16 protein-coding genes are annotated in these 13,495 nt (G+C 73.5%); 11 read left to right on the forward strand and 5 right to left on the reverse strand.

The window, feature by feature from the left end:
- Positions 1-225 precede the first annotated feature (225 nt).
- The 6 genes from ACP7CD_RS17265 to ACP7CD_RS17290 all read left to right on the forward strand — a co-directional run bounded on the left by ACP7CD_RS17265 (position 226) and on the right by ACP7CD_RS17290 (position 4,870).
- A complete protein-coding gene (locus ACP7CD_RS17265) occupies positions 226-822 on the forward strand; it encodes a superoxide dismutase family protein (RefSeq protein ID WP_244915847.1) in 597 nt (198 codons plus the stop codon).
- 102 nt (positions 823-924) lie between these two features.
- Positions 925-1,737, forward strand: coding sequence for an alpha/beta fold hydrolase (locus ACP7CD_RS17270; RefSeq protein WP_115163523.1), 813 nt, complete (start codon positions 925-927; stop codon positions 1,735-1,737).
- A 163-nt stretch (positions 1,738-1,900) separates the two neighbouring features.
- On the forward strand, positions 1,901-2,839 hold the full coding sequence (locus ACP7CD_RS17275; protein WP_017834107.1) for an SDR family oxidoreductase: 939 nt from the start codon (positions 1,901-1,903) through the stop codon (positions 2,837-2,839).
- Positions 2,840-2,946: 107 nt separating this feature from the next.
- Entirely contained in the window at positions 2,947-3,756 is an 810-nt protein-coding gene (locus ACP7CD_RS17280; RefSeq protein ID WP_126346566.1) for a hypothetical protein, read from the forward strand.
- A complete protein-coding gene (locus ACP7CD_RS17285; protein WP_017834106.1) occupies positions 3,753-4,226 on the forward strand; it encodes a phage holin family protein in 474 nt (157 codons plus the stop codon). Before ACP7CD_RS17280 ends, ACP7CD_RS17285 begins: the two co-directional genes overlap by 4 nt.
- Positions 4,223-4,870, forward strand: coding sequence for a DUF3618 domain-containing protein (locus ACP7CD_RS17290; RefSeq protein ID WP_017834105.1), 648 nt, complete (start codon positions 4,223-4,225; stop codon positions 4,868-4,870). Before ACP7CD_RS17285 ends, ACP7CD_RS17290 begins: the two co-directional genes overlap by 4 nt.
- Positions 4,871-4,970: 100 nt before the next feature.
- Here the strand turns inward: ACP7CD_RS17290 and ACP7CD_RS17295 are convergent, their stop codons facing one another.
- Positions 4,971-5,810, reverse strand: a complete 840-nt coding sequence (locus ACP7CD_RS17295) for a GDSL-type esterase/lipase family protein (RefSeq protein WP_109222293.1) — start codon at positions 5,808-5,810, stop codon at positions 4,971-4,973.
- Between the two features lie 76 nt (positions 5,811-5,886).
- Positions 5,887-6,906, reverse strand: coding sequence for an LLM class flavin-dependent oxidoreductase (locus ACP7CD_RS17300; protein ID WP_109222292.1), 1,020 nt, complete (start codon positions 6,904-6,906; stop codon positions 5,887-5,889).
- A gap of 137 nt (positions 6,907-7,043) precedes the next feature.
- On the opposite strand from ACP7CD_RS17300, the gene ACP7CD_RS17305 reads away from it, so the two are divergent.
- The 4 genes from ACP7CD_RS17305 (at position 7,044) to ACP7CD_RS17320 (ending at position 9,924) form a co-directional block, all read left to right on the forward strand.
- The gene (locus tag ACP7CD_RS17305; RefSeq protein ID WP_109222291.1) at positions 7,044-7,739 is read left to right on the forward strand and encodes an alpha-ketoglutarate-dependent dioxygenase AlkB family protein; all 696 of its coding nucleotides are present in this window, start codon (positions 7,044-7,046) and stop codon (positions 7,737-7,739) included.
- A 22-nt stretch (positions 7,740-7,761) separates the two neighbouring features.
- Complete coding sequence (locus ACP7CD_RS17310; protein ID WP_035930494.1) at positions 7,762-8,313, forward strand: flavin reductase family protein; 552 nt, start codon at positions 7,762-7,764, stop codon at positions 8,311-8,313.
- Between the two features lie 170 nt (positions 8,314-8,483).
- Entirely contained in the window at positions 8,484-9,200 is a 717-nt protein-coding gene (locus ACP7CD_RS17315) for a flavin reductase family protein (protein WP_017834100.1), read from the forward strand.
- Between the two features lie 127 nt (positions 9,201-9,327).
- Positions 9,328-9,924 (forward strand): YceI family protein, encoded by a 597-nt coding sequence (locus ACP7CD_RS17320; protein ID WP_017834099.1) that lies wholly within the window; start codon positions 9,328-9,330, stop codon positions 9,922-9,924.
- Positions 9,925-10,017: 93 nt separating this feature from the next.
- Here ACP7CD_RS17320 and ACP7CD_RS17325 read toward each other — a convergent pair whose 3' ends face one another.
- Positions 10,018-10,248 carry a hypothetical protein gene (locus tag ACP7CD_RS17325; protein ID WP_126346562.1) on the reverse strand — a complete coding sequence of 77 codons (231 nt, stop codon included), beginning with the start codon at positions 10,246-10,248 and terminating at the stop codon, positions 10,018-10,020.
- On the reverse strand, positions 10,245-10,646 hold the full coding sequence (locus ACP7CD_RS17330) for a cell division protein CrgA (RefSeq protein ID WP_017834097.1): 402 nt from the start codon (positions 10,644-10,646) through the stop codon (positions 10,245-10,247). The genes ACP7CD_RS17325 and ACP7CD_RS17330 overlap by 4 nt, the downstream gene beginning before the upstream one ends.
- A gap of 142 nt (positions 10,647-10,788) precedes the next feature.
- Here ACP7CD_RS17330 and ACP7CD_RS17335 point away from each other — a divergent pair, with 142 nt between their 5' ends.
- Positions 10,789-11,427 carry an anthranilate synthase component II gene (locus tag ACP7CD_RS17335; protein WP_017834096.1) on the forward strand — a complete coding sequence of 213 codons (639 nt, stop codon included), beginning with the start codon at positions 10,789-10,791 and terminating at the stop codon, positions 11,425-11,427.
- Between the two features lie 22 nt (positions 11,428-11,449).
- Here ACP7CD_RS17335 and pknB read toward each other — a convergent pair whose 3' ends face one another.
- A complete protein-coding gene (pknB, locus tag ACP7CD_RS17340) occupies positions 11,450-13,495 on the reverse strand; it encodes a Stk1 family PASTA domain-containing Ser/Thr kinase (RefSeq protein ID WP_426120768.1) in 2,046 nt (681 codons plus the stop codon).

Here is a 13,495-nt window from a genome sequence, read left to right on the forward strand (position 1 = left end):
CCCGGAAGCTAAGACCCGCAGCGCCGATGGTACTGCACCCGGAAGGGTGTGGGAGAGTAGGACACCGCCGGACCACACCACCAGGGTCGAGCCCCCGCACCACACGGTGCGGGGGCTCCCCACATTTAACACCCCCGTCCTCGTTGTATCCCCTCCGACCACGGCCTATGGTCGAGGACCAGGACCCGGTGACGACGAGGAGGAGCCGTGCGACGGAGCAGGCTGATGGCAGCAGTGATCGGAACGACCGCCCTGGTGCTCGCCGGTTGCGACGGGGGCGGTGACGACAGCGCCGTGGTCGAGGAGACGTCGGCCGCCTCGGAGGCGGCTGCCGGCTCCCGCGCCGTCCTCCAGGACACCGAGGGCTCGGAGGTCGGCAGCGTCAGCTTCGCGGAGGTCGCCGCCGGCACGGAGGTCGTGGCCGAGGTGCAGGGGCTCGAGCCCGGCTTCTACGGACTGCACGTGCACGCGACCGGCCTCTGCGAGCCCGACAGCGCGGCCCCGGGGGACCCCGGCACCACGGGTGCGTTCCTCTCCGCGGGTGGCCACCTCGGGAGCGAGGACGCCGAGCACCCCGACCACCGGGGTGATCTCCCCGCCCTCCTGGTGACGGAGGAGGGGACGGGCTTCCTCACGACGGTCACCGACCGCTTCGGTGTCCAGGACCTCGTGGCCGACGACGACGGCAGCGCCGTGATAGTCCACTCGGGCCCCGACAACCACGCCAACGTCCCGGAGCGCTACGCCCCCGACGGTCCCGACGAGGCCACGCTGGGCACGGGCGACGCCGGGTCGCGGCTGGCCTGCGGCGTCGTCGAATGACCGCGGGCCGTCCCGGCCGCGGGTGAGACCCGGCCCTGCGGCGGCGTCCTTCGCTACTCTGGGAGCGTTCCTGCCGTACGCCCGAGAGAGGGGTCTCCCACCATGCCCGACGTCAGTTCCGCGACCGCCCGGATCAACGGGGTCACCATGACCTACACCGACCGGGGGGAGGGGCCGGTGCTGCTCCTGCTGCACGGTCACGCCTACGACCGCAGCATGTGGGCCCGCCAGGTCGAGGTGTTCGCCGACCGCGGCTGGCGGGTGGTCGCCCCCGACCTGCGCGGCTTCGGCGGGTCCGAGGTCACCGAGGGGATCGTCTACACCGAGGAGTTCGCGGACGACGTCGCCGCGCTGCTCGAGCACCTGGGCGTCGACCGGGCAGTGGTGGTCGGGTTCTCGATGTCCGGCCAGATCGCCATGGAGCTCCTCCACCGGCACCCCGGCCGGGTCCGGGCGCTGGTCGTCAACGACACCGTCCCCGAGGCGGAGGACGCCGCCGGCAGGAGGCGCCGCCACGTCGCCGCGGACGCCATGCTGGCCGGCGGCATGGAGGCCTACGGCCGCAACGTCCTGGGCAGGATGGTCGCCGAGTCGACGGTGGAGACCCGCCCCGGGGTGGCGGCCGAAGTGCTGGCCATGCTGCAGAACGCTCCCGCGAAGGGGGCCGCCGCGGCCATGCGCGGGCGCGCCGAGCGCCGGGACTTCACCGAGCTGCTCCGCAGCGCCCGGATCCCCGTGCTCGTCGTGGTGGGCGCGGACGACGCCTTCGACGGCGGCGCCGGCCAGCGGATGGCCGAGCTGGCCCCCGGGGCGGAGCTCGTCGTCGTCGACGGCGCCGGGCACACCCCCAACCTCGAGCAGCCGGCCGCGTTCGACGACGCCCTGGAGAACTTCCTGCACCGTCTCGAGGCCTGAGCGCGGTCACCCCGCGGCGGTACGTTCCTGCACCCCGTGCCCCTCGGCGGTCCCTCCGTCACGGTGGCGCGGGGTGTCTGTTCTCCCACAGAGAAGCCGTTGTCCTGCCGACCGTATCATCAGTATGCTGTCCAGATCAGTGCACGACGAGAGGAAGTGGAGCATGGCCGAGACGAACAGCGGCAACCCGGAGAACGCCGACCGCGAGACGGTGGACCAGCTCGCGTTCCAGAACCCCGTGACGCGATACCCCGTCCTGTCGCCCCCGAAGCAGGACCAGCCCGAGCCGGGCCTGGACGTCGAGCTCGAGCCCAGGACCGACCGCGGGGAGCTCTCCTACCGGGGGACCGGTCGGCTGGAGGGGCGCAAGGCCCTGATCACCGGGGCGGACTCGGGCATCGGCGCGGCCGTCGCCATCGCGTTCGCCAAGGAGGGCGCCGACGTCGCCCTGAACTACCTCCCGGACGAGGAGCCCGACGCGCAGGTGGTCAAGGCCGCCATCGAGAAGGCCGGTCGCACGGCCGTCCTCCTCCCCGGGGACCTGACCGACAAGGACTTCTGCGCGGCCCTGGTCGACAACGCCGTGGACGGGCTGGGCGGGCTCGACATCCTCGTCAACAACGCCGGCAAGCAGGTGGCGGTCGAGAGCCTCGAGGACCTGAGCGACGAGCAGCTGGTCGACACCTTCACCGTCAACATCGTGGCGATGTTCCGGATCACCAAGGCGGCGCTGCGGCATCTGCCCGCGGGCTCCTCCATCATCAACACGACGTCGATCCAGGCGTACCAGCCGTCGCCGGACCTCCTCGACTACGCGTCGACCAAGGCGGCGATCAACAACTTCACCAAGGGCCTCGGCCAGCAGCTGGCACCCAAGGGCATCCGCGTCAACGCGGTGGCGCCGGGACCGTTCTGGACGCCTCTCCAGGTCTCGGACGGGCAGCCGAAGGACGCACTGCCCGAGTTCGGGCAGTCGACGCCCCTCGGCAGGGCCGGCCAGCCCACGGAACTGGCCCCCGCCTACGTGTTCCTCGCCTCCTCCGAGTCGAGCTACGTCATCGGCGAGACCCTCAACGTCAACGGCGGCAGCCCGTCGCCGTGAGGACGCGCCGATCCGGCGAAGGTCTTGGCTCCGTGGAGCCTTCGACCTAGGCTAGAACCAGCCCGCACCATCAGTGGACTTATGAAATGTTCCAGAAAGGCGGAATCATGACCACCAACCCCTATGACCCGACCCCCTACGACGCCGGCTCGAGCCACGCGGCCGACACCGGCACCTCGTCCAAGAAGGACGTCGCGGCGGAGCAGGGCAAGGCCGAGGCGAACCAGCTGAAGCACGAGGCCGCCGGCTCCGGCCAGCGCGTCAAGGAGACGGCGAAGGAGCAGGCCGGAGCCGTCAAGCAGGAGGCCACCACCCAGGCGCAGAACCTCCTCGGCCAGCTCCGGAGCGACCTGAGGGACCAGGTGGCCCCCCAGCAGGAGCGCATCGCCTCGAGCGTCCGCTCCGTCAGCGACGAGATCAACGCCCTGTCCCGCGGTGAGAAGCCCGAGACGGACTTCGTCACGGGTCTGCTCGGCAGCGTCTCCGGGCGCGTCGACTCCATGGCCTCCTCCTTGGAGAACAAGGACGCCCAGGACCTGCTGCAGGACGTCCGCCGGTTCGCGGCCCGCCGCCCCGGGACCTTCCTGGCCCTGGCGGCCGGCATCGGGCTCCTCGCCGGCCGCGCCACCCGCGGCGTCAAGGACAGCGACGAGATCGCGACCGACCGCCAGGGCGCCAAGGAGTACTTCGGCGTCTCCGGCCGGCAGGACCAGGGCACCGCGGCCGGGACGGGCGTCGCCACCGGCGCCGTCTACGACCAGGGCTACGACCGCAACCTCACGGCGACCGAGACCTCGGGCTACACCCCGGCCGACCCCTACGCCTACCGCTCCGACGAGCAGGGCGAGGCGGCCCGCACCTACACCGACCGCGTGCCCGGCACCGTCTATCCCGATCAGGAGGGCGACCGTCGATGAGCCATCCCATTCCCCCCTCGGACGCCGAGGACAGGGCGGAGCACGAGTCGCTCGGTGAGATGTTCAAGTCGCTGAGCACCAACCTCTCCACCCTCATCCAGCAGGAGATCGCGCTCGCCAAGGCCGAGACGACGCAGGCGGTGCAGGAGGCCAAGCAGTCCGCCAAGGACACGGGCAAGGGCGCCGGCATGCTCGCCGGGGCCGGCGTGGCCGGACACTTCGTCCTGCTCTTCCTGTCCCTCGCGCTCATGTGGGGACTCAGCAACCTCGTGGGCCTGGCCTGGTCCTCGGTCATCGTGGCCGTGCTCTGGGCCGTCATCGCCGGCATCCTCGCCGCGATGGGCAAGAAGAACCTCAACGAGGGCAAGCGGGAGATGACCGAGGCGACCCAGGATCCGCTGCCCCTCACCCGCGAGACCGTCTCCGAGATCCCGGACACCGTGAAGCCCTCCAAGAAGGAGAACCGATGAGCCAGCAGAACCCCGAACAGATCCGCGCCGACATCGAGGCCACCCGCGCTCGGCTCGGCTCCGACGTCGACGCCGTCGCGGAGAAGGTGACGCCCGAGCGCGTCGTCGAGCGGCAGAAGGACAAGGTCCGCGGCAAGGTCCAGGACACCGTGCACGGAGTGAGGGAGCGAGTCATGGGTTCTTCCGACGACGAGTTCACGGTGGGCGGCTACTCCACCGGTGACGTCAGGGACGAGGCAGCGTACCGCGCCGACCAGGCCCGCGGCGCCGTGCAGAACGCCCCGGCCACGGCCAGGGCGAAGACCCGGGGCAACCCGCTGGCCGCCGGTCTGATCGCCCTCGGCGCCGGCTGGCTCGTCGGCTCGCTGCTGCCCTCCACGCAGAAGGAGCAGGAGCTCGTCGCCGACGCGGCGGACCGGGTGCAGCCCCACGCCCAGCACGTGGTCGAGTCCGCGAAGGGCGCGGCGCAGGAGGTCGCCCAGGACCTGAAGGAGCCGGCCCAGGAGGCCGCGCAGTCCGTCAAGGAGACCGCGCAGTCGGGCGCCCAGGAGGTCAAGCAGCAGGGCCAGGGCGAGGCCCAGCACCTGAAGTCCTCCGCACAGGACTCGGCGCAGTCCGTCAAGGACGAGACGAAGAACGCCTGACCCGCGCCCGGCCGCACCCCGGCCGGGAGCCGGTGGCGCACCGGGCACGACGAGGCCCCCGGACCGACGGTCCGGGGGCCTCGTCGTGCCCGGGGACCGGTCAGCGGGCCCGGGCGGCGTGCCCGAGGAGCCCCGGGAAGTAGCCGGACAGGTAGCCGCGCTCGGTCGGGTGCAGGTTGTGGCTGCCGGCGTCGGGGCCGAAGAGGATCCACGGGTCAGCCGAGCCGACGCCGTGGCCGCGGAAGCGGTCGGTGACGTCCACGAAGACGGCGCCCTCCTCCTCCACGCCGGCCGCGAGAGCCGCGTTGAGCTCGTCGGTCCAGTCGTTGAGCTGGGCGGCCCGTTCGGCGGAGATCAGCGGGCTGTCCGCGCGGTCGTCGAAGAGGTGCGGATAGCCCAGCACCACGATGCGCGCGTCCGACGCCGCGTCGACGGCCGCGACGGTCTTGCCCGCGGAGGCGGCGGCGGACGCGATGAGCGCGGGGGCCTCCGCGAGCTTGGCGTCGCACGGCGCCGGACCGTAGGCGGCCTCGGCGGGGGCGCTGCACGCCTCGATGAACCCGCCCCACCCGATGTCGTTGCCCCCCAGGGTCAGTGTCACCAGGTCGGCCGAGTCGAGGGCGTCGGCGACCGGCTCCGTGGCGACGAGCTTCCGCACATGGTGCGTCTCGTAGCCGGCGCACGCCGCGTCCAGGGTCACCTCGATCCGGGGGTGCGCGTCCAGCTTGTCGACGTGGTCCCGTCCCGTGCCCTGGACGCAGCCGGGAACGCCCTCGACCGCCTGGAGCCCGCCCGTGCCGAAGGCCGCGGAGTAGGAGTCGCCGAGGTTGACGACCTCGACGGTGCGCGGGGCCGCGGCGGCGGGGGAGGCGGCCGCGCCCGAGAGGGCGAGCGCCGCGGCCAGGGCGGTGACGGTGCGTCGGGCGATGATTGAGGACATGGCGGGGACCTTTCGGGGGGCGGTGGCGCCTCCCGGGGGCGGCGCCGTGACGGCGGACGCCGGTGACTCCCTGAATTTACAGTCGCGACGCGGCGGAGGGAAGGTCTGTCCCGGCGTCCTGACCCCAGGACCCGGCCAGGAGCTCGAGGGAGCGCAGCACCTGCTCCTGGGTGGGGGACGCGGGGGCGATCATGAGCTCGTCGGCGTCCGCCGTGGCCGCGAAGTCCTCCAGGGCGGACCGGACCTCGTCGCCCGTGCCCGCGGCCGACCAGTGCAGCATGTGCAGGATCTGCTGCCCGGCGGGGCTGTCCATCACCATGTCCAGCTCGGCCTCGCTCAGCTCGCGGCCGCGGCCCACCATGGCGCGCACCCGTTCGCGCCGGGCGGTCCCGAGCTGCTCGGCGGCGTCCTTGGTGGTGTCCGCGGCGATGACGTTGACGGCCGCGACGACGTACGGCTCCGCGAGCTGCTCGGAGGGACGGAACCCGGCGCGGTAGGCGGCCACGGCGTCCACGAGCGCGTCGGGGGCGAAGTGGGAGGCGAAGGCGTAGGGCAGCCCGTAGGCGGCGGCGAGCTGGGCGCCGAACAGCGAGGAGCCCAGGATCGTGAGGGGCACGTCCGTCCCGGCGCCCGGCACGGCGCTGACCCCCGGGACGATCGAGCGGCCGCTGAGATAGCCCTGCAGCTCGCGGACGTCCTGCGGGAACTGCTCGGCGGCGGAGGGGTCCCGGCGCATGGCCCGCACCGTCCGCAGGTCCGTGCCGGGGGCCCGGCCCAGGCCCAGGTCGATCCGTCCGGGGTGCAGCTCGGCGAGCGTGCCGAACTGCTCCGCGATCACGAGGGGGGAGTGGTTGGGCAGCATGACGCCGCCCGCGCCCAACCTGACGGTGGAGGTGTGCGCGGCGACGTGGGCGATCAGCACGGCCGGGGCCGAGGAGGCGATCGTGGGCATGTTGTGGTGCTCCGAGTACCAGACCCGCAGGTACCCCAGGCGCTCGGCGTGCTGGGCGAGGCGCACGGAGTCGGCGAAGCTCTCGCCCACGGACGCGCCCTTGCGGACGGTGGCGAAGTCGATGACGGACAGGGGCAGCGGCACGGCGGACCTTTCACGGTGATCGGGAGACCCTCCACGCTACTCCTCTCCGCCCGGGACCGCCGTGGCGGGGCGCACACCGGTGCCGCCGCCCGCGGTGCCGGTGCGCGGTGTCGGCGGTCGCGGCTACGCTCGGCAGCATGATCGACCCCTCGACCCCGTTCTCGGCGCCCGAGCTGTTCGAGCTGCCCCGGGAGCGCGCGGAGATCGCCCCCGGCGCCGTCCACGTGCCGGGGTGGCTCGGGCCCGAGGAGCAGCGGGACCTGGTGCTCCGCTGCCGGGAGTGGGCCGTGGGCCCGGTGCCCATGCGGCACATGGTGCTCCCGGGCGGCGGCCGGATGTCGGTGCGCTCCACGACCCTGGGCTGGGACTGGGCGCCCTACCGCTATCTTCGCACCGGGGAGCGCAAGCGGGCACCGGACATGCCCCCGTGGCTGACCGAGCTGGGCCGCCGGGCCGCCCGGGAGGCCTACGGCCCCGGCAGCCCGGACGCGCAGGACTACCGGCCGGACACCGCCCTGGTGAACTTCTACGACGCGGACGCCCGGATGGGCATGCACCAGGACAGGGACGAGGCCTCCGCCGCGCCGATCGTCTCCCTCTCGCTCGGGGACACCTGCGTCTTCCGCTTCGGGAACACGCAGACCCGCTCGGCGCCGTACCGGGACGTGGAGCTGCGCAGCGGCGACCTCTTCGTCTTCGGCGGACCCTCCCGCTACGCGTTCCACGGGGTGCCGCGCATCCGCCCCGGCACGGGGGCGGCCGCGCTGGGCATGAAGGGCGGGCGGCTGAACCTGACCCTCCGGATGACGGGACGGTCCCGGCCGGAGCGCTGAGTCCCCGTGCCAGACTGGCGGGATGGAGCTCCCCGATCCCGCACCGGCCCACCTGATCGACCCGGCGGCGCCGGACGCCGAGGACGTCGGCGCCTACCGCCTGCTCGCCGCGGACATCGCCTCCGGCGTGGCGGTCGTGGCCGCCCGGCACCGGCGGCGGGACGTCGCCGCGACCGTGACCGGGTTCCTCGACGTCTCCTACGACCCGCCCACCATGCTCGTGAGCCTCTTCGAGGAGGGGCGGATCTGCGACGCGGTGGAGTCCTCCGGCGCGTGGACGCTCTCCGTGCTGCGCCGGGACCAGGAGGGCATCGCCAACTGGCTCGCGAGCCCCGGCAATCCGGTCGAGGGCCTGCTGGACGGCGTGCCCTTCCGGCGCGCGCCGCGCTCGGGGGCGCCCGTCCTGGACGGGGCGCTCGCGTGGTTCGAGCTCTCCACCGTGGCCGTGCACACCGCCGCGACGCACCGGGTCGTCGTCGGCGAGGTGACCGCGATGGGCCGCGGGGTCGCGGAGGCCCAGGCCGACGACCCGCTGGTGCACTACGCCCGCGGCTACCGGGGCCTGACCCGGTGACCCGGGGGCGCCGGACACGACGACGGCCCCCGTGCAAGACTGTGACGTCGGGTTTCTCCCGCCCCGTCAGCGGCGGAATCGATTGACTTCCGCTCCGGTTCCGGACGTAGCGTGGACCGGTGGGGCCGCCCGGCGGCACCGTTCCCACGGCTCTCCACGGAAGGACACTCATGGCGGCCCAGCACCACGAACGCCGGCCTCGTCGGGGGCACGGCGACGACGCGCCGGCCGGCGGCGCACCGGAGCAGAGCCCTGCGCGGACGCCCGAGCGGACGGCGGAGGAGCCGCGGCTGAGCGCGGTCCCGCGGCCCGGCCCCCCGGCCGAGCGCGCGGCCGCGTCGGTCGCCGACCTCGAGGTCCCGGCAGACCACCTCCAGGACCTGGAGCACGTGGGCGAGGCGTTCAAGGCGGCCTTCGCCCACCACCCCGCGGGGGTCGCGATCATCACCGCGCGGGGCCCCGAGGGGCCGGTGGGCCTGACGGCGTCCTCGGTGTCCTCCGTGTCGGCCGTGCCGCCGATCCTCGGCTTCTCCCTGCAGGCCCGTCAGGGCTCGGCCGCGCTGCTGGCCGAGGCCGACTCCTTCCTGGTGCACCTGCTGGACGCCGAGAACCTCGACCTCGCCCGGTCCTTCGCCGTCTCCGGGGCGCCGCGCTTCGGGGCGGACATGCCCTGGGAGTACCTGGAGACGGGGGAGCCCCGGCTGCTCAACGTCGCCCGGGTCCTGCGCGCGGTCCCGCTGGCCCGGATCAAGGCCGGGCCCGCCCTCGTGTTCAACGCCGCCGTGGTCGACGTCCTCGGCCACGAGGGCACGGGCGTCCCCCTCGTCTACCACCGCCGCCGGTTCCACGAGCTCAACGACCGCTCCGCCCTGGACCCCGAGGCCTGAGCACCCGGAGACGGGCCCCGAAGTCCCGGAAGAACTTCGGACTTTGTTGTTGACACATCACCAAGGTGCTCCTAGAGTAGTTGACGAAGCAACAACCTGCTCGCCACCGATCCCCAAGGAGAACACCATGTCCCAGCTCAACGGTCTCGTCCCCGGTTCCTGGACCTTCGACCCCGCCCACTCCGAGGTCGGCTTCACCGTCCGCCACGCCGGCATCTCCAAGGTGCGCGGCACCTTCGGCGAGGTCGACGCGCAGCTCGAGGTCACCGACCCGGTCGAGAGCTCGACCCTGAACGCCACGGTCCAGATGGCGAGCATCGACACCAAGAACGCCGACCGCGACGCCCACGTGCGCAGCGCCGACTTCTTCGCGGTCGAGGAGCACCCCACGATGACCTTCACCTCGACCGCCGTGGCCTTCGACGGCGAGGAGGGCACGATCACCGGTGAGCTGACCATCAAGGACGTGACCCGCACCGTCGAGCTCGCCACCGACTTCAGCGGCGTGGTCGTCGACGCCTTCGGCGTGACCCGCGCCGGCTTCTCCGCCGAGACCACCATCTCCCGCAAGGACTTCGGCATCACCTGGAACGCCGCGATGGAGGCCGGCGGGGTCCTCGTCTCCGACAAGGTCGTCATCAGCCTCGACGTGGCGTTCACCGCGCCGCAGAACGACCCCGAGGAGACCGTCGAGGGCCAGGAGGCCGCCTCGGCCCAGGCCTGATCCCCGACGGGCGCGCACGGGAGCGGCCCGCACCCCTGCAGGGGTGCGGGCCGCTCCCGTGCGCGCCGTGACCGGTGCCGCGGGCCGGTGCGGCTAGCGGAGCTGCTGCACCAGGAACCAGATCGCGGGACCCGCGACCAGCAGCAGCAGCGCCCACCGGCGCAGCCGCACCTCGAACGTGGCGGCGTTGAACCGCCGCCCGTCCTTCGGCCGGGACTCGGCGATCTCGTCCTCGAGCGGCTTGGGGGAGGGCTCCTGCGACTCCTCGTGCGGGTCCTGGTGCGGGTCCTCGGGGCCGGTGCCGGCAGGGGGCACCGAGGTCACCGCCACTTCGTGGTCATGATCAGCCCCACCATCATCAGGGCCAGGCCCACCCCGATGTTCCACGTGCCGATCCCGGGCACGGGATAGGTGCCCTGGAAGAGGTAGTAGACGATGAGCCACAGCAGCCCGGCCACCAGCAGGCCCAGCATGATGGCCTTGTACCAGGTGGGCGTCGGGGCGTGGGTCTCCGGGGAGCCGTGCCGGGAGCGCTCGGTGAGCTCCTGCGCCACCGCGTTCGCGGCGGCCTCCGGGTCGAACGCGGTGGAGCCGCCGGGCAGCCCCTCCGCCGCCAGCCGCGCCAGCTCCGCGTCGACGGGCGGGGCGGCGGCCGGCGTCGACCGTCCGGAGCCGCCCGGACGGCGGGCCGGCTTCTTGCGGCGGTTCTTGGACTCGGGCACTGATCCTCCTGATCACCAAGCGGGCCGTCTTCACGGCGGGGGGTCCGGTGCACCAGTCTAGCCGCCCGGTGCGCGCCCTCCTGCGGACGCGTAAGCTGGACGGGCGCACGCGCCGAGAGGCACCCCACTCCCAGGAGATCCTGTGACCGTCAAGATCCTCGTCGTGGACAACTACGACAGCTTCGTCTACACCCTCGTCGGCTACCTCGAGCAGCTCGGTGCGAAGACCACGGTCATCCGCAACGACGACCTCGACGAGACCGCCGCGTGCGCGCTCGCCGACGAGCACCAGGGCGTCCTCCTCTCGCCCGGCCCGGGCGCTCCCGCCGACGCCGGCGTGTGCACCGCCCTGATCCGCCACGCCGAGCGGACGGGGCAGCCGCTGCTCGGCGTCTGCCTCGGCCACCAGGCCCTCGCGGAGGCGTACGGGGGAACCGTCACCCACGCCGAGGAGCTCATGCACGGGAAGACCTCCCGGGTGGAGCACAACGGCACGAGCGTCTTCGGCGCCGTGCCCAGTCCGTTCACCGCGACCCGCTACCACTCGCTCGCCGTCGTGGACCAGTCCGTGCCCGACGTCCTCGAGGTCACCGCCCGCACCCCGAACGGGGTGATCATGGGGCTGCGCCACAAGAGCGCCCCGCTGCACGGGCTGCAGTTCCACCCGGAGTCCGTCCTCACCGAGGGCGGCTACCTCATGCTCGGCAACTGGCTCGAGCTCGTAGGGCTCAAGGGCGCGGCGCGGGCCGCCATGTCGCTGTCCCCGCTGATCGCCGTCTGACCCTCGGCCGCCGGCCCGGACGTCAGTCGCGCCGGGGCCCTCGGTCCGCGCCCTGCTCGAGCGCTTCGCGGGCCCGGTCGGCCGCCTGCTGGGGGATCCCGTCCTGCTCGTCGTCGTCGCGCGCCTCGGTCTCGGGGGAGTCCTCCGGGGACGTCTCGGCGGAGTCGTCCGGGGTGCTGCCGGGCTCGGACTCCTCCTCCGGTGCGGCGGTCTCCTCGGGCTCCTCCTCGTCCTCGGTCGCCTCCGGGGAGGGGGACGGGGTGGGCGAGGGGGTCGGCTCCGGAGCGGGCTCGGGCTCCGGGGCGACCGCCACGGTGAGCGTGATCGTCGAGCCCTGCGGCGCGGACTGTCCGGCGTCGACGCTCTGGTCCACGACCTGCCCGGCGGGCACTCCGGCCCGGGGGGTGGTGACGACCTCGGACGAGAGGCGGACCGCGTCCGCGCCGAGGGCCGCGACCGCCTCCTGCCGGCTCAGGCCCACGAGCTGCGGCACGGTCACCCGCCCCGTGGACAGCACGAGCTGCACCTCCGAACCGCTCGGGACGGTGGTCCCGCCGGCCGGGTCGGTGGCGACCAGCATCCCCTGGGGCACCCATGGGCTGTTCGCCGTGCGGGTCGCCCCGGCCTCGAGCCCGGCGGCCTCCAGGGCGTCCCGCACGTCCTCCTCGGACCGGCCCGCGAGGTCGTCGGGGACCTCCACCTCGGCGGGCCCCCGCGAGACCGCGAGGACCACGGTGGAGCCCTCCTCGACCTGCGTGTCGGCCGTGGGATCGGTGCCCACGGCGTCGCCCTCGGGCACCTCGTCGTCGAAGACCTCCTCGCGCTGCGGCACGAGCTCCGCGTTGCGCAGCGCCGTCTCGGCCACCGCCGCGTCCATCCCCGCCACGTAGGGGACGGCGACGAGCGCGGATCCGCCGCGCTGGTCCTGGACCCACTGGAGGGCTACGACCCCGAGGACGGCGAGGACCGCGAGGGCGAGCAGGCCGATCAGCGCCGCGCGCAGCGGTCGCCGTCGGCGGTCCCACGCAGGGGTCGAGCCGCTCCCGGGGTCGTCCGCCGGCACCGGTGCCGCGGCGACCGCCGTGCCCGCCGCCGTCGGCGGAGCGGCCGCCCCGGCGGGCACGGGGACGGGCACGGGCGGGAGGGTCTTCGTGTCCTCGTCCCGCTGCCGCACCGCGTGCAGGGGCTGGGTGGCGTCCAGGTCCCCCGGTACCGCGGGGCGCAGCTCGCGCAGCGCCCGGCGCATCTGCCCGGCGTCCTGGAAGCGGGCGGAACGGTCCTTGGCGAGGGCCTTCGCCACGAAGTCGTCGACGCGCCCGCCGAGCCGGGGGTCCAGCTCGGAGGGCGCGGGGGGATGGTCCCGGACGTGCTGGGCGGCGATGTCCACCGAGGACCCGCCCACGAACGGCGCCCGGCCCGTGAGCATCTCGAAGAGCACGCACGCGGCGGAGTAGAGGTCGGAGCGGGCGTCCACGGACTCGCCCCGGGCCTGCTCCGGGGACAGGTACTGCGCGGTGCCGAGGACGGCCTGGGCCTGGGTCAGCGCCGGCGAGGTGTCCTCCACGGCCCGGGCGATGCCGAAGTCCATGACCTTGATCTGCCGCTCCGGGGTGACGATCACGTTGGCGGGCTTGATGTCCCGGTGGACGATGCCGGCCCGGTGGCTGTACTCCAGGGCGTCGAGGATGCCCAGGGCGATGTCCACGGCCTCCTGGGGCGTCACGGCGTTCTCGTGGATCAGCTCCCGCAGGGTCCGGCCGGGCACGTACTCCATCACGATGAACGGCCGGTCCACGCCCTCGTCGGTCGTCGCGAGGATCTCGCCCGTGTCGTAGACCGAGACGATGGAGTGGTGGTTCAGGGCGGCCACGGACTGGGCCTCGCGCTTGAACCGTTCGTGGAAGGTGCCGTCCCGGGCCAGTTCGGGGCGCAGCACCTTGATGGCCACCCGCCGGCCCAGCCGCAGGTCCCGCCCCAGGTGGACGGTGGCCATCCCGCCGCGGCCGATGGTCTCGCCCACCTCGTAGCGGTCGTTGATGAGGGAGGGGACGGGGTTCCGGCCCGGCAC

This window comes from Kocuria sp. LHG3120 (assembly GCF_049897445.1).
GTDB classification, from domain to species: domain Bacteria; phylum Actinomycetota; class Actinomycetes; order Actinomycetales; family Micrococcaceae; genus Kocuria; species Kocuria rosea.

Bases quoted from the DNA above. Each gene is read 5' to 3' on its own strand.
- ACP7CD_RS17265 (WP_244915847.1), top strand. From the start codon at position 226: ATGGCAGCAGTGATCGGAACGACCGCCCTGGTGCTCGCCGGTTGCGAC.
- ACP7CD_RS17270 (WP_115163523.1), top strand. From the start codon at position 925: ATGCCCGACGTCAGTTCCGCGACCGCCCGGATCAACGGGGTCACCATG.
- ACP7CD_RS17275 (WP_017834107.1), top strand. From the start codon at position 1,901: ATGGCCGAGACGAACAGCGGCAACCCGGAGAACGCCGACCGCGAGACG.
- ACP7CD_RS17280 (WP_126346566.1), top strand. From the start codon at position 2,947: ATGACCACCAACCCCTATGACCCGACCCCCTACGACGCCGGCTCGAGC.
- ACP7CD_RS17285 (WP_017834106.1), top strand. From the start codon at position 3,753: ATGAGCCATCCCATTCCCCCCTCGGACGCCGAGGACAGGGCGGAGCAC.
- ACP7CD_RS17290 (WP_017834105.1), top strand. From the start codon at position 4,223: ATGAGCCAGCAGAACCCCGAACAGATCCGCGCCGACATCGAGGCCACC.
- ACP7CD_RS17295 (WP_109222293.1), bottom strand. From the start codon at position 5,810: ATGTCCTCAATCATCGCCCGACGCACCGTCACCGCCCTGGCCGCGGCG.
- ACP7CD_RS17305 (WP_109222291.1), top strand. From the start codon at position 7,044: ATGATCGACCCCTCGACCCCGTTCTCGGCGCCCGAGCTGTTCGAGCTG.
- ACP7CD_RS17310 (WP_035930494.1), top strand. From the start codon at position 7,762: ATGGAGCTCCCCGATCCCGCACCGGCCCACCTGATCGACCCGGCGGCG.
- ACP7CD_RS17315 (WP_017834100.1), top strand. From the start codon at position 8,484: ATGGCGGCCCAGCACCACGAACGCCGGCCTCGTCGGGGGCACGGCGAC.
- ACP7CD_RS17320 (WP_017834099.1), top strand. From the start codon at position 9,328: ATGTCCCAGCTCAACGGTCTCGTCCCCGGTTCCTGGACCTTCGACCCC.